This window comes from Streptomyces sp. NPDC020996 (assembly GCF_040641355.1).
Classification (GTDB): Bacteria; Actinomycetota; Actinomycetes; order Streptomycetales; family Streptomycetaceae; genus Streptomyces.
On record NZ_JBFADM010000069.1, the window covers coordinates 25,059 to 44,674 of the forward strand.

Sequence of the window (19,616 nt, forward strand, 5' to 3'; positions counted from 1 at the left end):
CATGGCGCGGGCCGCGCCGCACACCCGAACGACACCGTCCGTCCATGGCACGCGATCAGGGAGAGGGCATGGCCCCGCGCACGAACGACACCCCGCCGACGCGGAAGAACGGCACCGCGCAGGCGGGGAAGCACGACACCGCGCCGACGGGGGAGAACCGCACCACGTCGGCGGGGAAGCACGACACCGCGCCACCTCCTCCACCGCGGGCCGGGCACCCCGGGAACGGGAGCCCCGGGAACGGGAGCGCGGCGGACGGGAGCGCGGCGGACGGGAGCGCGGCGGACGCCGCGGACGAGCGGGTCGTCACCGTGCGGCGGATGGCCGCGATCGGGCGGCGGGTGCGGGGCCTGCGGTTCGGGGGTTCCGCGCTGCTGCTGGCCGTCGCGCTCACCGCGGGATCCCTCGCCGTCGGGGCGCTGCGCGACCACACGGCCCCGGCCGTCGCCGCGGCGCCCGCCGCCCTGTCGCCGGCGCTGCTGAACAGCGGCGACCTGGACGCCGGCATCGCCGCCCTGCAGGCCCATCTCCGCGCCCAGCCGCGGGACTTCGGCGGCTGGGCGACGCTCGGTCTGGCGTACGTCGAGCAGGCCCGCACCAAGGGCGACCCCGCCCGCTACCCCCAGGCCGAGAAGGCCCTCGACCGCTCCCTCGGCATCGAGCCCGGCAACGACCAGGCGCTCGCCGGCCGCGCGGCCCTCGCCGCGGCCCGCCACGACTTCGCGGGCGCCCTGACCTACGCCGACCGGGCCCTGAAGCAGAACCCCTACAGCGAGCGCGCCCTGTCCTCCCGCATCGACGCCCTCGTCGAACTCGGCCGCTACACCGCCGCGTCCAAGGCCGCCGACACCGCCGACTCCCGGCGTCCCGGCGTCCCCGTCTTCACCCGGTACGCCTACGTGCACGAGCTGCGCGGCGACGTCAGGACCGCCCGCCGGGTGCTGGAGCAGGCCCTCGCCGGGGCCGCCACGCGCGGAGACGTCGCCTACGTCGCCACGCAGCTCGGCCAGCTCGCCTGGAACCAGGGCGACTACGCGGGCGCGCTCACCCGCTACGCGCGCGCCCTCGCCGCCGACGAGGACTACCTCCCGGCCCTGGAGGGCCGCGCCCGCGCGCAGTTCGCGAGCGGCGACCGGGCCGCGGCGATCAGGGGCATGGAGCAGGTCGTCGCCCGCTACCCGCTGCCCGGCCCGCTGGTCCTTCTCGGCGAGCTGTACGAGGACCGCGGCGCCGGCGGCGACCGGGCGCGGGCAGCCCAGCAGTACGCCCTCGTCGACGCCTGGACCGCGCTCGCCCGCGCCAACGGCGTCGACGCCGATCTGGACACCGCCCTCGCCGCCGCCGACCACGGCGACCGCACCGCCGCCCTGCGCGCCGCCCGCGCCGAGTGGTCCCGTCGCCACACCGTGCACACCGCGGACGCCCTCGCGTGGGCGCTGCACGTGAACGGGCGGGACGAGGAGGCCCTGCCCTACGCCCGCCGGGCCACGGCGACCGGCTACCGCAACGCGGCCTTCCTCTACCACCGCGGCGTGATCGAACGCGCCACCGGCCACGGCGACCGCGCCCGCACCCTGCTGCGGGCGGCCCTGAAGCTGAACCCGGGCTTCTCCCCGCTGGGCGCCCGCGAGGCCCGCGCGGCACTGGAGGCGAGCCGGTGAACCCCCGTCGAGTGCTCGGCTCCTGCGCGGCCGTCTTCACGGCCGTCTGCGCCCTCGTAATCCTTCCCTCCCCGGCCGCGAGCGCGCATCCGCTCGGCAACTTCACCGTCAACCGCTACGACGGTCTCGTCGCCGCGCCCGGCCAACTCCGGGTCGACCACGTCGAGGACCTCGCCGAGATCCCGGCGACCCAGGCCGGGCCGGACATCGAGCGGCTCGGCCTGGCCGGATGGGCACGGCAGCGGTGCGCGAAGGCGGCGTCCGGCAGCAGGGTCACCGTCGACGGACGCGCCACCGCCCTCACCGTCGGCGCCGGGCACGCCCGCCTGCGGCCCGGCCAGGCGGGGCTGCACACCCTCCGCGTGGAGTGCCGGCTCACGGCGCCCCTGCCCGGCGGCAGGGTGACGCTCGGCTTCCGCGGCGCGGGCACGGCCTCCGGGCCCGGCTGGCGGGAGATCACCGCCCGCGGCGACCGCATGACGCTCACCGCCTCGGACGTGCCGAAGACCTCGGTGTCCCACGAACTGACCCGCTATCCACAGGAGTTGCTGTCCTCCCCCGCCGACACCGTGACCGCCGCCCTGCGGGTGCGCCCCGGCGGACCGGCCCTGGCCCAGGACGAGCGGCCCGCCCCGGCCGCCTCCGTGCTGCCGCGCGGCGCCGACCGCTGGACGCGCGCCCTGGACTCCCTGGTCGCGCGGCACCACCTCACCGTCGGCTTCGCCGCGCTCGCCCTGCTCGTCGCGGTCGTGCTCGGCGCGATGCACGCGCTCGCCCCGGGCCACGGCAAGACCCTGATGGCCGCGACGGCGGCCGCCCGCGGGGGCCGGGCCCGGCCGCGGGACGTGCTGCCGCTGGCCGCGTCGGTGACGGTCACCCACACCCTCGGCGTGGTCGCCCTCGGTCTCCTGGTCACGGCCGGCTCCGCCGCGGCGCCCTCGGTGATCGCCTGGCTGGGCGTGGCGAGCGGCGCCCTGGTGACGCTGGCGGGCGCGAACCTGGTGCGCCGGGCCTGGCACAACCGCGCACCCGGGGCCGCCCACGGGCACGGGCAACACCGGCACGAGCACGACCACGACCACGACCACGACCACGAGCACGAGCACGACCACGCCCGCCCCCAGGACCACGATCACGGCCACGGCCACGCACACGGCCACGCACATGGCCACGAGCACGGCCACTCCCACGACCACCCCCATCCGCACACGGTCGAGCACACCCACGGCGGATTCACCCACTCCCACCCCACCGCGCCCACCCTCCGGGGCACGATCCTGCTCGGCTTCGCCGGAGGGCTCGTGCCCAGTCCGTCCGCGGTCGTCGTGCTGGTCGGAGCCGCGGCCCTGGGGCAGGCCTGGTTCGGTCTGCTGCTCGTGGTCGCCTACGGCGCCGGGCTGGCCCTCACCCTCACCGCGGCCGGAATCGCCGTGGTGAAGCTGGGTACCGGCATGAACCGGGTGCTGGACCGCCGCCCGCGCTGGACGTCCCGTCCGGCGGCGGCCCTGGTGCGCCGGACGGCTCCGCTCGGCTCGGCGTTCCTCGTGGTGGCGCTCGGGGCCGGATTGGTCCTCAGGGGGGCGGCATCCGCACTCGGCTGAGCTACTTTTGTGGAGAAATCACGCGGAGCGGAGACGGCACTCGGATGCGAAGGGGGCGCACAGGTGTCCGAAGAACCGGGCGGTGAACGGCTGGTCGCGGGCCGCTACCGTCTGCTGTCCCCCCTCGGCGAGGGCGGCATGGGAACGGTGTGGCGGGCCCGGGACGAGGTTCTGCACCGGGAGGTCGCCGTCAAGGAGGTGCGGGCGCCCGCCGGGCTGCCGGCGCAGGACGTCGAGCGGATGTACGCCCGCCTGGAGCGCGAGGCGTGGGCGGCGGCCCGGGTCTCCCACCGCAACGTGGTCACGGTGTACGACGTGGCCACGCAGGACGGCCGCCCGTGGATCGTGATGGAGCTGGTCCGGGGCATCTCGCTGGCCGAACTGCTGGACGCCGAGGGCCCGTTGCCAGCCGAGCGGACCGCGCGCATCGGCGCCGAGGTGCTGGCGGCGCTGCGGGCCGCGCACGCGGCCGGGGTGCTGCACCGGGACGTGAAGCCGGCCAACGTGCTGATGTCGAACGACGGCCGGGTGGTGCTCACCGACTTCGGCATCGCCACGGTGGAGGGGAGTTCGGCGCTGACCATGACCGGCGAGGTCATCGGCTCGCCGGAGTTCCTCGCGCCGGAGCGGGCGCTGGGCCGCAAGCCGGGCCCGGAGTCCGATCTGTGGTCGCTGGGCGTCCTGCTGTACGCGGCCGTCGAGGGCAACTCCCCCTTCCGCCATGACACCCCGCTGAACACCCTGCGCGCTGTCGTCGACGACGAACTGCCGCCGCCGCGCCGGGCGGGCGCGCTCGCCCCCGTCATCGAGGGGCTGCTGCGCAAGAATCCGGCCGAACGGCTGTCGGCCGAACGGGCCGAGCAGGACCTGCGGTTGGTCGCGGCGGGCGGCACCCCGCGCGCGGACGCGGTGGGGGCATCGCCGTACGCGCCGACCGTCGCCGGGTTCCCCGACCCGCAGGGGCCGACGCCGCCGATGCCGTATCCGGCCGGCCGGAACGAGCCCGGCACCGGGCCGGGGACCACCGCGGACCCGGCGCCGCCGGGCCGCGACCGGCGGGCCGTCGCGGTGCTGGTCGCCGGGCTGCTGGTGGTGGCCCTCGCCCTGGCCGGGCTGACGTACGCGCTGCTCGACCGCGGCGACGGGGGCGGGAAGACGGGCGGCGGCACCGCCGGTTCGCAGGCGGCGAGCTCGCCGGCCGCCACCCGCGGCGAGTCCGGCGGCAAGACGGCCGGCACCGCTCCTACGCCGAGCCGCAGCGGTACGACGACCTCCGCCCCGGCGCAGTCGGTGAGCGTCACGCTGACCGGCTCGCACACCGACTACTCCGGCGCCTGTCCGCCGGCCGAGAGCGAGGCGCCCGCCTTCACGGCGACCATCACCGTGGGCCGGCTGCCGGCCGAGGTGACTTACCGCTGGCTGTCGGAGGACGGGCACGTGGTGGACACGGGGTGGAAGACCCTGTCCTTCCCGGCGGGCGGCGGCCGGACCAAGCAGGACAAGGCGTTCGTGACGACGTACGACAGCACCGGGACGCTGCGCAACGCGGTCAGCGTCGAGGTGCGCTCCCCGGTGCACGTGACGTCCGACTCGGTGCCGTTCTCGGTGACGTGCGTGGCGGAGACCCCGTCAGGAGGGACCTCCGCCAGCGCTTCCGGCTCGGCGACGCCGTGAGGATCAGACGGCGTTGGCGAACGCGGGCAGGTAGCCGCCGGAGTGGCCGGCCGCGGTGGGGTGGTACGACTCGCCGATGTTCGTCCAGTTGACGCTGTTCAGCCAGGAGCTGCCGGAGCAGATCTCGTGGCCGGTGAAGGTGGTGCGGACGTCGCCGAAGGTGAATCCGTGGCCGGCGACGGCCTTGGCGATGACGCTGTCGAGGTGGTCGGCCGCGGCGTTGATCGCCGACCGCTTGGTCTCGGACAGACCGATGCAGGTGGTGCCCAGCTTGTAGAAGCGGGGGTAGTCCAGCACCACCACATGGGCGTTGGGCGCCTTGCTGCTGATGGCGGAGTAGACGTTGTTCAGCTTGCCGGGCAGCGTCGAGTCGATGTACGCGTTCGCGGTGGCGATCCGCGACAGGCAGGTGCTGTCGGACGAGAGCACACAGGTCGTCATGACGTCGGCGAATCCGGCGTCGTTGCCGCCGACGCTGATCGAGACCAGGCCGGTGGACGAGCTGAGCGACCCCATCTGGTTGGCGAGGACGTCGTCCGTGGTGGCGCCCGAGCAGGCGTCGAAGCTGAAGGACGTTGGTGAGTTGGCGGCCGCCCAGAGGTACGGGTAGGCCTTCGTGCTCCGCTTGCAGTCGCCGCTGGAACTGATGTAGCTGTTCGTGCCCACCCCGGAGGAGTAGGAGTCGCCGAGGGCAACGTACCCGCCGGTCACGGACGCGTGCGCCGCCGTGGCTCCGGTCAGGGCCGCACCGGCGGCGAGAACGATGGAGCTGATGAACACGGCAATACGGGAACGTCTCATGGAACCTCCCTTTAGCAGGATCTCCGCCACAACGTTGGTACCAGCTACGCGCGTTGACGGGAAGTGTTCATGTCAAAAATGCTGAGACCTCGACAGCTCCCGTGCCCGTGTTCACCCGATCGTGATCACGCGTTCATGACGCGTCGGTTGACAGCGACTCAACTCTCCGGACAGGCGGGGTCGCACCTCACCCGAACCTTTGCTGAGCCTTGAACGGGAAGGTGGGGAAGATTCACCCCAGGGTCCAAAGCCCTTGACGCCCCCTCAGGCGCCGCGCGACAGGCGCCGGCCGGCCCGGTGCCGGTCTTGGTGACACGCGGTCCGACACGCCCGGCGCACCATGGAAACCGGGTGCGTGGGACGCCCGGGTGCCGGATCATGGGCGCCATGTCTGCGAACCCATACGACGCTCTGCCGGTCCGGCTCAACGTCGACGACAGCGACTCGCCGTCCGACGTCGTCGACGCGCTGTTCCTCGGCCGCTTCGCGACGGGCGAGCAGCCGTACTCCCACGCGGCGAACATCGACCGCGTGCGGTCAGGGGCGACGCTCCTGCCGCCCGGCGCGCGGGTGCTGCGCGTCGCCCGCGACGACGACCGCAGCGCCACGCTGGCGGAGGGCGACGGCTGGACGCTGCTGGTCTCGCGCTGGAACCGGGGCGCCGACGTGACGGTGACGGCGACCACCCCCGAGCTGGCGAAGAAGGTCCTCGACCAAACCACGGACGGCGCCGCCGACGAGCCCGAACCCCAGCCGGAGAACGTGACGATGGGGTTCTGGTACGTCTCCCCACGGCGCGGACCGCACCGCACCACCCGGCAGATCTCGGCGGGCACCTGGGACGAGGTGCGGGAGAACTACACCGCGCCCGTGGCGGACGCCATGGACCGCCTGATGAAGACGACGCCGGAGGACATCGCGGGCCGTCTGCTGCTGCTGCACGGCCCGCCGGGCACCGGCAAGACCTCGGCGCTGCGCACCCTCGCCCGGTCCTGGCGCGACTGGTGCCAGGTGGACTGCGTCCTGGACCCCGAGCGCCTGTTCTCCGACGTGGGGTACCTGATGGACATCGCGATCGGCGAGGAGGACGCGGCCGGCAAGGGCCGCTGGCGCCTGCTGCTGCTCGAGGACTGCGACGAACTGATCCGCGGCGAGGCCAAGCACACCGCCGGCCAGGCCCTGTCCCGCCTGCTGAACCTGACGGACGGCCTGCTCGGCCAGGGCCGCAACGTGCTGGTGGGCGTGACGACCAACGAGGACCTGGAGCGCCTGCACCCGGCCGTCGTCCGGCCCGGACGCTGCCTGGCCCGCATCGAGGTCGGCAGGCTGACCCGGCGCGAGGCGGTGAACTGGCTCGGCAGCGAGGAGGGCGTGGGCCGCGACGGGGCGACGCTGGCGGAGCTGTACGCGCTGCGCCGGGGCACCTCCCCGACGGCGCTGCCGGAACCGCGGGACGGCGCGGAGGCCGGGCTGTACCTGTAGGCCGTGTACCGGACCGGGTGCTTTCATGGTCGTATGACCCTGTTGGCCGGAACGTCGGGATGGCAGTACAGGGACTGGCGGGGCGTGCTCTACCCGGCCGGGTGCCCGGTGCGGCTGTGGCTGGAGGAGTACGCGCGGTGTTTCGCGACCGTGGAGCTGAACAACGCGTTCTACCGGCTGCCGACGCGGGAGACCTTCGAGAGCTGGCGGGAGCGGGTGCCGCCGGACTTCGTCGTCGCGGTCAAGGCCAGCCGCTATCTGACCCACATCAAGCGCCTGCGGGAGCCGGAGGAACCGGTGCACCGGCTGATGACGCACGCGGCCGGCCTCGGCGACCGGCTGGGCCCGGTGCTGCTCCAGCTCCCGCCGACGCTGCGAGCGGACGCGGGCCTGCTGGACGCCTGTCTGGCCCGCTTCCCTCCGGGGACGCGGGTGGCGGTGGAACCGCGCCACGACTCGTGGTGGACGCCGGAGGTCCGCGGGGTCCTGGAGCACCGGGGTGCGGCCCTGTGCTGGGCGGACGTGCTGGCCCGCCCGGTGACCCCGCTGTGGCGGACCGCGGACTGGGGCTACGTCCGCCTGCACCAGGGACGCGCCCGGCCCTGGCCGCACTACGGCCGGCGGTCCCTGGAGACCTGGGTCGACCGGATCGCCACCGCCTTCTCCGACGCCGAGGACACGTACGTGTACTTCAACAACGACCCCGGCGGGGCGGCGGTGCGGGACGTGAGGGCCTTCGGGAGGGCGGCAGCCAGGGCGGGGCTCACCGTCACCCGCACCCCGAGCCGGCTGCCCACCGCCGCCGGGCCCTGACCGTTCCCGGCTCTGAGCGATCCCTGTCGGCCCCGGCTGGTCGTTCCCGGTCGGTCCCGGCCTGGTCAGTCCCGGTCGGTCCCGGCCCGGTCGGTCCCGGCCCGGTCAGTCCCGGTCGTAGCCCGCACGCAGTGCGTCGCGTACGGCTTCCAGCGCGTCGTCCGGCGTCAGCCCCAGTCGCCGGGCCCGCTCCGCGTACGTCTGGGCCGCCGCCGCCAGTTCCCGCTGGGCGGCCGAGCCGGCGGCGGCCACGAACGTGCCGTTGCGCCCCCGCGTCTCGATCACCCCGTCGGTCTCCAGCGCCCGGTAGGCCTTCGCCACGGTGTTCGCCGCGAGCCCCAGCGACTCGGCCAGCCCGCGCACAGTCGGCAGCCGGTAGCCCACCGGCAGCGCGCCCGACCGTGCCTGCTCGGAGATCTGCGCCCGTACCTGCTCGTACGGCGGGGCGGTGTCGTCGATGCGGATCTTCAAGGTCACCGCTCGATTGTCCCGCACCCGCCGGAAAATGAGAGGCACCCCGGCAGGCCCCCGGCGTACCGTGCGCGCATATGACAGTGATCGTGCGCGACCTCCGTGCCGGCGACCGGGCCGACGTCGAAGCCTTCGCCCGGGTACGGCACCTCGCCCTCCCGTTCATCCTGTGGACCCCGGACGCCATCCTCCACCACCTGAACCACTCCCACCCCGACACCCACTTCGCCTCCCTGGTCGCCGAGGAGGACGGCGAGGTGATCGGCACGGCCCAGGTGAGCCTGGCCCACGACACCTCGGAGCCCGGCCAGGGCCTGCTCACCGTCTACGTGCACCCCGGCCGGACACGCCGCGGCGCCGGCGGGCTCCTGGTGCGCGCGGCCGAGGACCACCTGGCCGCGCACGGGGCGACGAAGCTGTTCGCCTGGGTGCTGGACACACCGGCCGACCGGGCCTTCGCCGAACGGCACGGCTACCACGTCGGCCGCTCCGCCCACTTCCTCCGGCTGGACCTCGCCGACGGTACGCTCCCGCCGCTCTCGCCTCCACCGCCGGGCGTCGAGCTGCGCACCGCGGCCGACTTCGCGGACGATCCGCGCCCGCTGTTCGAGCTGGACGCGGAGACGATGTCGGACGAACCGAGCGACATCGACGCCGAGTTCGCCGACTACGACAACTGGATCGAGGTGAGCTGGCAGCATCCGCTGCTCGACCGGGAGCTGACCACCGTCGCGGTGGTCGACGGCCGGCCCGCCGCCTTCACCGTCGCCTACACCGACCGCGCCGGCCGGTATTCCACCGCCATGACCGGAACCGCCCGCGCCTTCCGCGGCCGGGGCCTGGCCAAGCTGGCCAAGAACGACTCACTGCACCGGGCCCGCGCGGCCGGCTACCGGGAGGCGTTCACCGGCAACGACACCGGCAACGAGCCGATGATCGCGATCAACAAGTGGTTCGGGTACGAGCGCTGCGGGACGGAGGTGCGGTATGTCCGCGAACTCGGCTGAACCGGCGCGGCCGCTGGACGTCGTACTGGTCAAGGCGGGCCGGACGAAGATCCGTTACCCGGCCGCACTGCTCGGCGACGACGGCACCCGGATCGCGGTCCGCGCGCCCTGGGCGGGTGACGGCGTGCGCGACTTCGGGTTCGTCCGCTTCGAGAAGGGCGACGTCTTCACCGAGTACTACTGGCGCGACCGCTGGTACTCGGTGAAGGAGGTGCGTGACGCCGACGGCCGCCTGAAGGGCTGGTACTGCGACATCACCCGCCCGGCCGCGCTCACCGGCGCGCAGCTGGTCGTCGAGGACCTCGACCTGGACCTGTGGCGCTCCGCGGACGGCACGGACGTACGCCGCCTGGACGAGGACGAGTTCGCCGACAGTGGCCTGGCACGCAGCGACCCGCGGGCGGCGGCCGCCGCCGTGGCCGCGCTGGACGAACTGGAGGCGCTGGCCCTGCGGCGCGACGGCGCCTTCGAGGCGCTGCTGGGCTGACGCGGGCCTCATGCCCGGGTCCTCACACCCGTGCCACCACCGCGTACCGCTCGTCGTGCACCTCCTTCCCCCACAGCAGCGCGTCCCCGGACAGCCGCTCCACGCGCACCTCGCCGGCGAGCGGGGCGAGCAGCGCGGTGAGGCGGTCGGCGGGTATCCCGACCGGGCCGGACGTCCCCCACACGCCCTCCACCAGCACGAACCGCCCTCCGGGGCGCAGCAGTCGGCGCCAGTGCCGCAGGGCGCGGCCGGGGTCGGCCAGCGCCCACAGCACATGACGCACCAGCACGACGTCGAAGCGCCGCTCCCCCACCGGCGGCAGCGCCGCGTCGCCGGTATGGAACACCGCGTCACATCCGGCCTGCCCGGCCGCTTTCGCCCGCGCGAGCGCGACCATGGCGGGCGAGCGGTCGACGCCGGTGACGCGGTGTCCCTGCTCGGCCGCGAGCAGCGACAGACTGCCCGTGCCGCAGCCGAGGTCGAGGACGTCGCTCGCCGGTCCGGGCAGCCAGCCGGTGAGCCGGCCGGCCCAGGCCCGGCGCACTCCGGGGTCGCGCAGGCCGTGGTCGGGCTCCTCGTCGAAGGTGGCGGCCCGCGCGTCCCAGTCCACATCCGCACCGGTCAAGCCCTTGTCGTCGGGTGTCATGGGCCCCAGAGTGACACCTGCCACTGACAGTCGAATCGTGACCACCACCACTGACAGACCCCCGTTGATGAGTCAGGCTCGCGAAAAGGGTCTACCTCCGTGACATCACGGAACCCGGTAGGCACTGAAGGAGGCAGCCATGCGCCGTACCACCGTGCACAAGCCCCTGAAGAGGACGGACGCCCGCCGGATCCGTGAGGAGGCCGACGAGCGCCCCGCGGGGCGTCCGGAGGTGCGCAAGGACATCGCGCGCACCTGGTGGCCGGACGGGTGATCAGCCCGGTCCCGCCCCGCCGTCCAGCCGCTTGCGGTAATGGACGCGGTCGTACGGCCCGTCCTGCCTCCGCTCCACGACCTCGTAGCCGTAGCGCGGATAGATCCGCTGGTTCTCGAACATCAGCGCGTTCGTGTAGAGCCTGACCTCGGACAGCCCCAGCGCACGCGCGTGCGCGTCCACGAAGTGCAGCAGCCGCCGCCCCACGCCCCGTCCGCGGGCGTCGGGGTGGACGGCGACGCTGTCGAGGAAGAGGTGGTCGTCGTGCGCCTCGACGACCACGAGACCGATCACGGGGTCGCCCGTGACGAACACCCTGCCCGCGGCCACGTCCGCCGCGTGGTCCGCCCGCACGGGCACCGGCACCACTCCGATGCGGGCGATGTAGGGGTGGTACGCGGCGTCGGTCACGGCCCGTACGGCCGGCACGTCGTCGGCGGTGGCCGGCCGGATCCCCTGCTCCGTCATGGCGTGCACGCTACCTGCCTCAGCGCAGCCTGAGCATTCCCTTAACGGCACCATAAGGATCTCCCTCACCGGCCTCCGGCAGGCGATTCCGCGGTCTTCCGGCGCTAGTTTCGGATCGCCCCCACGGGGTCCGCGCCACGGGGTCCGCGTCACGGGGTCCGCGCCCGGGTTCCGCCCCGGGGCCCGCCCCGCGCTTCACGCCGAGGACCGTCTCCGAGGAGTTCCCGCATGCCCGCACGCCGCCGCAAGGCCGCCGTCGCCGTCGCCGCCCTCGGCGCGGCCCCGCTCGCGCTGACCGCCCTCGCCGCCGCCCCGGCGTCCGCGCACGGCTCGATGGGCGACCCGGTCAGCCGGGTCGCGCAGTGTTACGCCGAGGGGCCCGAGAGCCCGAAGTCGGACGCGTGCAAGGCGGCGGTCGCGGCGGGCGGCACGCAGGCGCTGTACGACTGGAACGGCATCCGCATCGGGGACGCGAACGGACGGCACCGGGAGCTGATCCCGGACGGCAGGCTGTGCAGCGCGGGCAACGAGGAGTTCAAGGGGCTGGACCTGGCCCGTGCCGACTGGCCCGCGACCAGCGTGAGCAGCGGCTCGTACACCTTCAAGTACCGCGTGACCGCCCCGCACAAGGGCACGTTCACGGTGTACATCACCAAGGCCGGTCACGACCCGGCCCAGCCGCTCGCCTGGTCCGACCTGGACCTGGAGCACCCGGTGGCCACGGCCACCGACCCGGTCGCGTCGGGCGGCTACTACACCTTCTCCGGCACGCTCCCGCAGCGTTCCGGCAGGCAGCTGCTCTACGCGATCTGGCAGCGCTCGGACGGCCCGGAGGCGTTCTACTCCTGCTCGGACGTCGCGTTCGGGGGCGACAGCGGCGGCGCCGTGACGGCCGGTCCGGCGCCGGTCCCGAGCGCGTCCGCGCCCTCCGAGGAGCAGATCGAGGACGGCGCCGGCAAGTCGACGGTGGAGCACCACGGTCACGGCGACGACGACGCCCGCACCTCCGCGCGGCCGGCCACCACCGGGGACGGCAGCGCGGACGGCAGCGCGGAGGGCAGCGCGGAGGGCCGTGGCACGGACGCCGTCGCGGCCGGCGCGCCGACGGCGGCCGGGGCCGCGCGGCGCCTCGCCGAGACCGGCGACGGCAGCGTCCCGTACCTCGCCGTGGGCGGCGCGGCGGCCCTGACGCTCGGCTCGGCGGCCCTGTTCGCCTCGGTCCGCCGCCGCGCGGCCGCCGGGCGGCACGGCCGTTAGGCGGGCCCGGCGACGGCGTCGGGGCCTGTCCGGCGGCTCAGGCCGGGCAGGCCCCGACGCGGGGTCAGCTGAACACCGACGCGCAGGTGGTGGCGGTGGCGTGCGCCGGGTCGAGCGCGTTGGCCACCTCGTGGAAGGCGATCCGGTCGAACAGCGCGATCGCCAGGTGCTCGGAGAGGTCGAGCGAGCACAGGTTCTGCAGCAGCACGTTGTGCACGTCGGAACCGCTGAGGTACTGGCTCTGGTACGGCGTGACGACCTCGTCGTACTTGCTGGCGAGGACGGTGTAGTGGACGCCGGGGACGGTGTCGCCGCCGGCGTTGAGCTTGGTGAGGAGGGCGGAGCCGGTGATCTGGTCGGCCAGGGCCGGGGTGGCCGTGGACAGCAGGTCCTCGGCTCCCGGGAAGTAGGGCAGCAGGTTGGTCAGGCCGTTCAGGTCGGTGCCGTGGTTGCTGGGGGCGATGCCGACGAGGGCGTTCACCTTGGCGGCCCCGCCGAGGAACTTCAGGTAGTAGCGGGGCATCATGCCGCCCTGCGAGTGGCCGACGATGTCGGTCTTGCCGGCGCCGGTGGCGGTGAGCACCTTGTCGACGAAGGCGGACAGCTGCTCGGCCGACTTGTCGACGGGGCCGAGGCCGTAGAAGACGGGGACGCCGGGGAGCTGGCCGTAGTCGAAGGAGAAGACGCAGTACCCGCGGTCCTTCAGATACGGGGCGAGGCCCAGCCAGTTGTCGACGGAGTTGCCGAGCGTGCCGTGCACCAGGACGACGGGACGGGGGTGGGCGGCGGAGGGCTTGCAGGAGTAGTCGTTCCAGCCCGCGCTGGGGGCGGTGGAGGCGTGGGCGGCGGTGGCGGGGACCAGGGCGACGGCGGCGGTGAGGAGCAGCGCGGTCAGGGGTCTGAGGAGTCTTTTCCAGGGCAGCATCGAGTGATCTCCTTGCGGCTCAAGGGAGTTGCGACGGCAGGACGCCCTGTGATCCGGATCACGAGGATGCTGTTCACCCATCAAGTTACGGGCGAGTAGTAAAGACGTGAAGTTACGCGTCAGTAAAAACTTCCAGTGACAGCCGATTCGGCTGTCACGCCTGATGAGGCGTCACCAGGTGGGCCGGACAGGACCGTAGGGGGCGAGGCGGGCCAGCCGGTCGGACAGCGCCCGCACCTCGCCCTCCCCGAGCAGCTCCGCCCACCGGCGCACCGCTTCCGCGGCCGCCTCCTCCGCGGCCCGCGTGCAGGCCCGCCCGCGCTCCGTCAGCACGATCAGCCGGGCCCGCGCGTCGGCGGGATGCGGCCGCCGCTCGGCGTACCCCTTGCGCACGATCTCGTCGACGAGCTGGCTGGCGGCCTGCTTGGTGACCCCGAGGTGGGCGGCGAGGTCGGTCACCGTCGCACCGTCCGGGGCGAGCCGCGCGAAGGCGAAACCGTGCGCGGGCCGCAGCCCCTCGAAGCCACGGGCGGCGACGCCCTCGTTGATGCGCTGCGTCAGCTCGCCGGCGACGGCGAGCAGGGCGGCGGACAGGGCCATGGCCTCGGAGTTCTGCACGGAGGCATTGAAACACCCTTGACGAAATGGTCAAGCGGCTTGACCATGGGTCCAGTCCATATAGTCAAGCAACTTGACCAACGGAGGGCACCCATGCCCGTCATCCGCACGTCCGACGCCGTCACCCACGAGATCCACGGCGCCCGCTTCGTCTCGTACGCCACTCCCCTCACCGGCAGCAAGGAGCTGTGCGCCTGGCGGGGCGAGATCCCGGCGGGCACCAGGGCGCCGGTGCACACCGTCAGCCGGGAGGAGGTCTTCCACCTGCTCATCGGCGAACTGCTGGTCACCCTCGACGGCCGCACCGACCGCGTCACCGCGGGCGACACGGTGATCGTGAACCCGGGCACGGCCTTCGGCGTCGAGAACCCGACCGACCAGACCGCGATCTCCTGGGTCACCACGTCCATCGGGCTGGAGGCCGAACTGGCCGACGGAACCCGGATCAGCCCGCCGTGGGCGAACTGACCACCCCGCCGGCCACGGTCACCCCGCCGGCCGCGTTCACGCCGCCAGCGTCCCCGGCTTCACCGCGTCCGGGCCGAACCTGGCGCGGGCGCGGTCCGCGACCTCCTCCAGACGGCGGGCCTTCTCGTCGGCGGGGTCGAAGGTGAGCTGGTGGGAGGCCTGTTCGGCGGGGGCGAGGCCCTCGGCGCGCAGGTGGACCGCGCGGACCCGGGCGCGCTGGAGGCCCAGCGCCTCGTACATGCCGTACGCCGCCGCGGTCAGCGCGGCCGAGTGGGCGGTCGGCTCCTTCAGGGTGCGGCTGCGGGTCGTGGCGGAGGTGTCGGCGTAGCGCACGGTGAGGGTGAGCGTGCGGCAGACCTTGTCCAGGGCGCGCAGCCGGGCGCCCAGCTCCTCGGCGGCCGAGAGCAGGGCACGGCGGTGGCGGCCGGGGTCCAGTTCGTCCCGGGGGAAGGGGCGTTCGGCGGCCAGGGAACGGGAAACGGCGTTCGGGACGACGCGGCCGCGGTCGATGCCGTTCGCCTTCTCGTGCAGTTCGCGGCCCGCCCTCGCGCCGACCAGGCGCTGGAGCGTGGACAGCGGCGCGGCGGCGACCCGGCCGAGGGTGTCCAGGCCGTACTCGCCCAGGGTGCGGGCGGTCGCCGCGCCGACGCCGGGGAGCGCGGCGACGGGACGGCCGGCGAGGAACTCCGCGATGACGTGCGGGTCTTCGGGCACCGCGCAGGTCGTCCCGGGCCGGGCGTCGCGCAGCGCCACGCGGGCCAGCAGCGGCCCGGGCCCGGCGCCGATCACGCAGTCGACCCCGTGCAGCGCGAGGGCACGGACCCGGATCACCGACGCCAGTTCCGCCGCGCTGCGTCCGAAGTACCGCTCGGCGCCGCGCAGATCGGCCAGCGCCCCGTCCGGCGGCAGCGCCTGGACGACCGGCGTGAACTCCTCGAGCAGCCCGAGCAGCCCCGGCAGGGCGGCCTCGTGCGCCGGCGGCAGCTGGAAACGTACGCACAGAACGGTCATCCCGCACTCCCCGGACTCTGGTGCCACAACTTCCTTCCCACCGCGGGCCCTTCGCCCGCGGGGCGCAGATCCGCCCAGGGGTGCATCCGGTACCCCGTGGGCATGCGGATCCTCCGGTCCTCCATCGGGTCGCGGGCCGCGGAGCCCGCGGGCGCCGGCCGCCCGTCCGAACCGGCGAGCCGGGCCGGCGACGAACCGCCGCCGTCCTCCGGCGCGGAGCCGTCACCGTCCCGCCCGGAGCCGTCACCGTCCTCCCGCCTGGGGCCGTCACCGTCCTCCCGTCCGGAGCCGTAGCCGTTCTCCCGCCCGGAGCCGTCGCCTTCCTCCCGTGCGGCGCGGTCCCCGGCGGCGCCGTCCCGGCCGGACCCGGCCGGCCCGGCCAGCCGGGCCGCGACCCCGTCGAGCCCCTCCTCCCGGCGCACCTCCAGCAGGTCCGCGAGGTTCCAGGCGGCGGCGCCCACCACGCTGAGGCTGCGCGGGCCGCGCCGCTGCACCACCCCGCGCACCAGCAGCAGCCAGGAGTGGAAGACGGTGTGGGCGCAGGTGTCGTGGGAGTCGTCGAAGAAGGCGAGGTCGACCAGGCCCGTGCCGTCGTCCAGGGTGGTGAAGATGACGCGCTTGCCGGAGCGGATCGGCGGGGTCTGGGTGGCCGCCTTGGCGCCCGCGACCAGGACCGTCTCGCCGTGCCGCGCCTCGCGCAGCCGCCGCGCCGACATCACGCCCAGCTCGTCGAGGAACTCCCGGTGGTCGTCCATCAGGTTGCGCGAGGCGTCCATCGACAGCACGCCCAGCTCGGCGCTGAGCCGCTCCGCCGAGGAGAGGTCGGGCAGCCCGGCCGGGGCGGTCCTGCGCCCGCCGGCCAGGGGCAGCTGGCCGCCGCCCGCGCCCCGGGCGCCCCGGTGCAGCTCGGTCAGGTGCAGCTGCAGGTCCCGGCGGTTGGCGCCGAAGTCGTCCAACGCGCCTACTTGCGCGAGCCGTTGGGCGAGCGGGCGGCTCGGCCGGGCCCGCTCCCAGAAGTCGACCAGGGAGGCGTACGGCTGCCCGTCCGCGATCCGCTCCGCCTCCGCCTCGCTGATGCCGTGCACGTCGGAGAGTGCCAACCGCAGCCCCCAGACACCCGATTCAGACACCAGTTCGATACGGTGTGCGACCGCCGACCGGTTCACGTCCAACGGCAGGATCGGCACCCCGCGCCGCCGCGCGTCCGCCAGCAGCAGCCGCTTCGGATACATCCCGGGGTCGTGCGTGAGCAGCCCCGCGTAGAAGGCGGCCGGGTGATGCGCCTTCAGCCACGCCGACTGGTACGTCGGCACCGCGAAGGCGACCGCGTGCGCCTTGCAGAACCCGTACGACCCGAAGGCCTCGACGGTCTCCCAGGTCTGCTGAATCGTTTCTGCGTCGTATCCGCGCGCCGCCGCGTGCTGCGCGAACCAGACCTTGATGCGCGCCTGCGACTCCGGGTCGGACAGCCCGCGCCGCACCCGGTCCGCCTCGCCGCGGCCGCAGCCGGTCATGATGTCGACGATGTCGATGATCTGCTCGTGGAAGACGACGACCCCGTACGTCCCCTTCAGCGGCTCCTCCAGGTCCGGGTGCGGAAAGCGCACCGGCGCCCGCCCGTGCCGTGCCTCGATGAACGGCCGCACCATGTCGGCGGCGACCGGGCCCGGCCGGAACAGGGAGATGTCGACGACCAGGTCGTGAAAGGTGCTCGGCTGCAGCCGCCCCACCAGGTCCCGCTGGCCCGGCGACTCGATCTGGAAGCAGCCCAGCGTCTCGGCGGAGCGGATGAGCCGGTACGTCGCCGGGTCGCCGGGCGGCAGTCCGTCCAGGTCGATCCGCTCCCCCGTCGCCCGCTCCACCTCCGCGACCGCGTGCGCCATCGCCGACTGCATCCGCACGCCGAGCACGTCGAGCTTGAGCAGCCCGAGGTCCTCGACGTCGTCCTTGTCGAACTGCGACATCGGCAGGCCCTCGCCGCTGGTCGGCACGACCGGCGTGCGGGAGCGGAGGGAGGCGTCGGAGAGCAGCACCCCGCAGGGGTGCATGGCGACCCCGCGCGGCAGGGCGTCGAGCGCCTCGACCAGCTCCCACAGCCTTCCGTACTTCTCCTTCTCCCCCGCCAGGCGCCTGAGTTCGGGCAGTTCCTCCAGGGCCGCGCGGGCGTCGCGGGCGCGGATGTGCGGGAAGGACTTGGCGATGCGGTCGACGTCGGCGGGGTCCATGGACAGGGCCGCGCCCACATCGCGGATCGCGTGGCGCACCCGGTACGTCTCCGGCATCGCGACCGTCGCGACCCGCTCGGTGCCGAACCGGTCGATGATCGCGCGGTAGACCTCCAGGCGGCGCGCGGACTCCACGTCGATGTCGATGTCGGGCAGGACGACCCGCTCCTTGGACAGGAAGCGCTCCATCAGCAGCCCGTGCTCGACCGGGTCGGCGTTCGCGATGCCGAGGAGATGGTTGACCAGGGAGCCCGCCCCGGAGCCGCGGGCGGCGACCCGGATGCCCATCCTCCGTACGTCGTCGACCACCTGAGCAACCGTCAGGAAGTAGGAGGCGAAGCCGTGGTGGGCGATGATGTCCAGCTCCCGGTGCATGCGCTCCCAGTAGGCGCGCCGGCCGGCGTAGCCGCGCAGCACCATGCCCGCCGCCGCCCGCGAGGCCAGCGCCCGCTGGGCGGTGCGGCGCCCGGCGCCGGCCAGGTGCGGCTCGGGGAAGTGGACGGTGCCGATGCCCAGGTCGCCCTCGGGGTCGACCAGGCACGCGGCGGCCGTCGCCCGCGTCTGCTCCAGCAGGCGGCGGGCCGCCTCGGGCCGGAATCCCGCGGCCTGAACGATCCGCTCGGCCGCGCGCAGCATGGCGCCCGGGTCCTTGAGCCAGGCCTCCCCCGAGTCCAGTTCCTTGCCCGGGTCGACCGGGACCAGGCGGCGGGCCGCGTCCAGGACGTCGGCGACCGGGCCGAGGCCGGGGTCGGCGTACCGCACGGCGTTGCTGAGCACCGGCCGGATCCGCTGCTCGGCGGCGAAGCCGACGGTGCGGGCGGCCAGCCGCAGGGAGCCGGGGCCGGTGCCCGGGCGGCCGTGCCAGACGGCCTCCAGGCGCAGGGCGTCGCCGTAGACCTCCCGCCAGGGGGCGAGGAGCTGCGCGGCGCGGTCGGGGCGGCCCGCGGCGAGGGCACGGCCGACGTCGGATGCGGGGCCGAGCAGGACGGTCAGGCCGTCGGCGTGGTTGTCGGCCCAGGACAGCAGGGGCGTACCGGCGGACGGGGGTCCCCCCGCCCGGGCGGAGCCGCCGGGGACGGGGGCGTGGGCGGCGGTGACGAGACGGCACAGGCCGGCCCAGCCGACCGCGCCGTCCCGGGCCAGGAAGGTGACGCGGGGTGTCGACTCGTCGACGAAGGCGCCTCCGCGTACGGGGGTGCGGCGCCCGCCTCCGCGCACGGGCCCCGGCTGCGGGTCCGCCGTCGCCGGCTCCACCGCCAGTTCCACGCCGAACAGGGGCCGTACTCCCGTCTTGGCGCAGGCCTTGGCGAAGCGCACCGTGCCCGCGAGGGTGTCGCGGTCGGTGAGGGCGAGGGCGTCCATGCCCCGCTCCGCGGCGCGCTCGGCCAGCCGCTCCGGGTGCGAGGCGCCGTAACGCAGGGAGAACCCGGAGACGGTGTGCAGATGCGTGAACCCTGGCATCCGCACCTCCCGCATCGAACCGTATCGAACATCAGTTCCCGACTCCCTCACCCCCACCATAGACCAATTCCCGAACGTCTGTACGACAACCGTTCGGGCGCTTCCCACCTGCGCAAACGACCACCGCCCCGGAGCGTGAGGGCATGACACGGACCGCCCTGCCCGGGGAAGTGCGGCGGCTGCCTGCGCGAACGGCACCGGGGCGGGGCCGGCGGGCCATTGCCGCCGCCCCCGCCGCCCCCGCCCGGCAGCGCGGGGGGGGCGGC

At 74.4% G+C, this 19,616-nt stretch carries 18 protein-coding genes; 10 read left to right on the forward strand and 8 right to left on the reverse strand.

Features of this window, described 5'->3' with window-relative positions:
- The first annotated feature begins 44 nt into the window (after positions 1 to 44).
- The 3 genes from AB0G63_RS33065 (at position 45) to AB0G63_RS33075 (ending at position 4,936) form a co-directional block, all read left to right on the forward strand.
- Positions 45 to 1,661, forward strand: a complete 1,617-nt coding sequence (locus AB0G63_RS33065; protein WP_360757975.1) for a tetratricopeptide repeat protein — start codon at positions 45 to 47, stop codon at positions 1,659 to 1,661.
- Positions 1,658 to 3,262, forward strand: a complete 1,605-nt coding sequence (locus tag AB0G63_RS33070; RefSeq protein WP_360757978.1) for a sulfite exporter TauE/SafE family protein — start codon at positions 1,658 to 1,660, stop codon at positions 3,260 to 3,262. Before AB0G63_RS33065 ends, AB0G63_RS33070 begins: the two co-directional genes overlap by 4 nt.
- 63 nt (positions 3,263 to 3,325) lie before the next feature.
- Positions 3,326 to 4,936 carry a protein kinase gene (locus tag AB0G63_RS33075; protein WP_360757981.1) on the forward strand — a complete coding sequence of 537 codons (1,611 nt, stop codon included), beginning with the start codon at positions 3,326 to 3,328 and terminating at the stop codon, positions 4,934 to 4,936.
- Between the two features lie 3 nt (positions 4,937 to 4,939).
- Here the strand turns inward: AB0G63_RS33075 and AB0G63_RS33080 are convergent, their stop codons facing one another.
- Positions 4,940 to 5,737 carry an SGNH/GDSL hydrolase family protein gene (locus tag AB0G63_RS33080; RefSeq protein ID WP_360757985.1) on the reverse strand — a complete coding sequence of 266 codons (798 nt, stop codon included), beginning with the start codon at positions 5,735 to 5,737 and terminating at the stop codon, positions 4,940 to 4,942.
- A gap of 387 nt (positions 5,738 to 6,124) precedes the next feature.
- Between AB0G63_RS33080 and AB0G63_RS33085 the strand changes: the two genes are divergently transcribed.
- Both AB0G63_RS33085 and AB0G63_RS33090 read left to right on the forward strand, forming a co-directional pair.
- A complete protein-coding gene (locus tag AB0G63_RS33085) occupies positions 6,125 to 7,219 on the forward strand; it encodes a DUF5925 domain-containing protein (protein ID WP_360757988.1) in 1,095 nt (364 codons plus the stop codon).
- Between the two features lie 33 nt (positions 7,220 to 7,252).
- Positions 7,253 to 8,032 (forward strand): DUF72 domain-containing protein, encoded by a 780-nt coding sequence (locus tag AB0G63_RS33090; RefSeq protein WP_360757993.1) that lies wholly within the window; start codon positions 7,253 to 7,255, stop codon positions 8,030 to 8,032.
- A 105-nt stretch (positions 8,033 to 8,137) separates the two neighbouring features.
- Here AB0G63_RS33090 and AB0G63_RS33095 read toward each other — a convergent pair whose 3' ends face one another.
- Positions 8,138 to 8,509, reverse strand: coding sequence for a GntR family transcriptional regulator (locus AB0G63_RS33095; RefSeq protein ID WP_360757995.1), 372 nt, complete (start codon positions 8,507 to 8,509; stop codon positions 8,138 to 8,140).
- Positions 8,510 to 8,580: 71 nt separating this feature from the next.
- On the opposite strand from AB0G63_RS33095, the gene AB0G63_RS33100 reads away from it, so the two are divergent.
- Together AB0G63_RS33100 and AB0G63_RS33105 are read left to right on the forward strand one after the other, a co-directional pair.
- Positions 8,581 to 9,510: a GNAT family N-acetyltransferase gene (locus AB0G63_RS33100; RefSeq protein WP_360757998.1), complete on the forward strand. Its 930-nt coding sequence runs from the start codon at positions 8,581 to 8,583 to the stop codon at positions 9,508 to 9,510.
- A complete protein-coding gene (locus AB0G63_RS33105) occupies positions 9,491 to 9,997 on the forward strand; it encodes a DUF402 domain-containing protein (protein WP_360758002.1) in 507 nt (168 codons plus the stop codon). Before AB0G63_RS33100 ends, AB0G63_RS33105 begins: the two co-directional genes overlap by 20 nt.
- Positions 9,998 to 10,019: 22 nt before the next feature.
- On the opposite strand, the gene AB0G63_RS33110 is transcribed toward AB0G63_RS33105, so the two are convergent.
- Positions 10,020 to 10,643, reverse strand: a complete 624-nt coding sequence (locus AB0G63_RS33110; RefSeq protein ID WP_360758005.1) for a class I SAM-dependent methyltransferase — start codon at positions 10,641 to 10,643, stop codon at positions 10,020 to 10,022.
- 139 nt (positions 10,644 to 10,782) lie between these two features.
- On the opposite strand from AB0G63_RS33110, the gene AB0G63_RS33115 reads away from it, so the two are divergent.
- Positions 10,783 to 10,917 (forward strand): hypothetical protein, encoded by a 135-nt coding sequence (locus AB0G63_RS33115; protein ID WP_360758008.1) that lies wholly within the window; start codon positions 10,783 to 10,785, stop codon positions 10,915 to 10,917.
- Here AB0G63_RS33115 and AB0G63_RS33120 read toward each other — a convergent pair whose 3' ends face one another.
- Positions 10,918 to 11,385 carry a GNAT family N-acetyltransferase gene (locus AB0G63_RS33120; RefSeq protein ID WP_360758011.1) on the reverse strand — a complete coding sequence of 156 codons (468 nt, stop codon included), beginning with the start codon at positions 11,383 to 11,385 and terminating at the stop codon, positions 10,918 to 10,920.
- A gap of 228 nt (positions 11,386 to 11,613) precedes the next feature.
- Between AB0G63_RS33120 and AB0G63_RS33125 the strand changes: the two genes are divergently transcribed.
- On the forward strand, positions 11,614 to 12,642 hold the full coding sequence (locus AB0G63_RS33125; RefSeq protein ID WP_360758014.1) for a lytic polysaccharide monooxygenase: 1,029 nt from the start codon (positions 11,614 to 11,616) through the stop codon (positions 12,640 to 12,642).
- A gap of 64 nt (positions 12,643 to 12,706) precedes the next feature.
- Here AB0G63_RS33125 and AB0G63_RS33130 read toward each other — a convergent pair whose 3' ends face one another.
- Together AB0G63_RS33130 and AB0G63_RS33135 are read right to left on the reverse strand one after the other, a co-directional pair.
- Positions 12,707 to 13,567, reverse strand: a complete 861-nt coding sequence (locus AB0G63_RS33130) for an alpha/beta fold hydrolase (protein WP_360758017.1) — start codon at positions 13,565 to 13,567, stop codon at positions 12,707 to 12,709.
- 171 nt (positions 13,568 to 13,738) lie between these two features.
- Positions 13,739 to 14,185 (reverse strand): MarR family winged helix-turn-helix transcriptional regulator, encoded by a 447-nt coding sequence (locus AB0G63_RS33135; protein WP_360758020.1) that lies wholly within the window; start codon positions 14,183 to 14,185, stop codon positions 13,739 to 13,741.
- Positions 14,186 to 14,278: 93 nt separating this feature from the next.
- On the opposite strand from AB0G63_RS33135, the gene AB0G63_RS33140 reads away from it, so the two are divergent.
- Entirely contained in the window at positions 14,279 to 14,653 is a 375-nt protein-coding gene (locus AB0G63_RS33140) for a cupin domain-containing protein (protein ID WP_351891772.1), read from the forward strand.
- Between the two features lie 36 nt (positions 14,654 to 14,689).
- Here the strand turns inward: AB0G63_RS33140 and AB0G63_RS33145 are convergent, their stop codons facing one another.
- Together AB0G63_RS33145 and AB0G63_RS33150 are read right to left on the reverse strand one after the other, a co-directional pair.
- Positions 14,690 to 15,664 carry a hypothetical protein gene (locus AB0G63_RS33145; RefSeq protein ID WP_360758024.1) on the reverse strand — a complete coding sequence of 325 codons (975 nt, stop codon included), beginning with the start codon at positions 15,662 to 15,664 and terminating at the stop codon, positions 14,690 to 14,692.
- Positions 15,661 to 19,350: a DNA polymerase III subunit alpha gene (locus AB0G63_RS33150; protein ID WP_360758028.1), complete on the reverse strand. Its 3,690-nt coding sequence runs from the start codon at positions 19,348 to 19,350 to the stop codon at positions 15,661 to 15,663. The genes AB0G63_RS33145 and AB0G63_RS33150 overlap by 4 nt, the downstream gene beginning before the upstream one ends.
- Positions 19,351 to 19,616: the final 266 nt, after the last annotated feature.

Excerpts from the sequence above, each read along its gene's own strand:
- AB0G63_RS33120 (WP_360758011.1), bottom strand. The coding sequence starts at position 11,385 with ATGACGGAGCAGGGGATCCGGCCGGCCACCGCCGACGACGTGCCGGCC.
- AB0G63_RS33085 (WP_360757988.1), top strand. The coding sequence starts at position 6,125 with ATGTCTGCGAACCCATACGACGCTCTGCCGGTCCGGCTCAACGTCGAC.
- AB0G63_RS33080 (WP_360757985.1), bottom strand. The coding sequence starts at position 5,737 with ATGAGACGTTCCCGTATTGCCGTGTTCATCAGCTCCATCGTTCTCGCC.
- AB0G63_RS33145 (WP_360758024.1), bottom strand. The coding sequence starts at position 15,664 with ATGACCGTTCTGTGCGTACGTTTCCAGCTGCCGCCGGCGCACGAGGCC.
- AB0G63_RS33115 (WP_360758008.1), top strand. The coding sequence starts at position 10,783 with ATGCGCCGTACCACCGTGCACAAGCCCCTGAAGAGGACGGACGCCCGC.
- AB0G63_RS33150 (WP_360758028.1), bottom strand. The coding sequence starts at position 19,350 with ATGCCAGGGTTCACGCATCTGCACACCGTCTCCGGGTTCTCCCTGCGT.
- AB0G63_RS33140 (WP_351891772.1), top strand. The coding sequence starts at position 14,279 with ATGCCCGTCATCCGCACGTCCGACGCCGTCACCCACGAGATCCACGGC.
- AB0G63_RS33125 (WP_360758014.1), top strand. The coding sequence starts at position 11,614 with ATGCCCGCACGCCGCCGCAAGGCCGCCGTCGCCGTCGCCGCCCTCGGC.
- AB0G63_RS33105 (WP_360758002.1), top strand. The coding sequence starts at position 9,491 with ATGTCCGCGAACTCGGCTGAACCGGCGCGGCCGCTGGACGTCGTACTG.
- AB0G63_RS33100 (WP_360757998.1), top strand. The coding sequence starts at position 8,581 with ATGACAGTGATCGTGCGCGACCTCCGTGCCGGCGACCGGGCCGACGTC.
- AB0G63_RS33065 (WP_360757975.1), top strand. The coding sequence starts at position 45 with ATGGCACGCGATCAGGGAGAGGGCATGGCCCCGCGCACGAACGACACC.
- AB0G63_RS33090 (WP_360757993.1), top strand. The coding sequence starts at position 7,253 with ATGACCCTGTTGGCCGGAACGTCGGGATGGCAGTACAGGGACTGGCGG.
- AB0G63_RS33130 (WP_360758017.1), bottom strand. The coding sequence starts at position 13,567 with ATGCTGCCCTGGAAAAGACTCCTCAGACCCCTGACCGCGCTGCTCCTC.
- AB0G63_RS33110 (WP_360758005.1), bottom strand. The coding sequence starts at position 10,643 with ATGACACCCGACGACAAGGGCTTGACCGGTGCGGATGTGGACTGGGAC.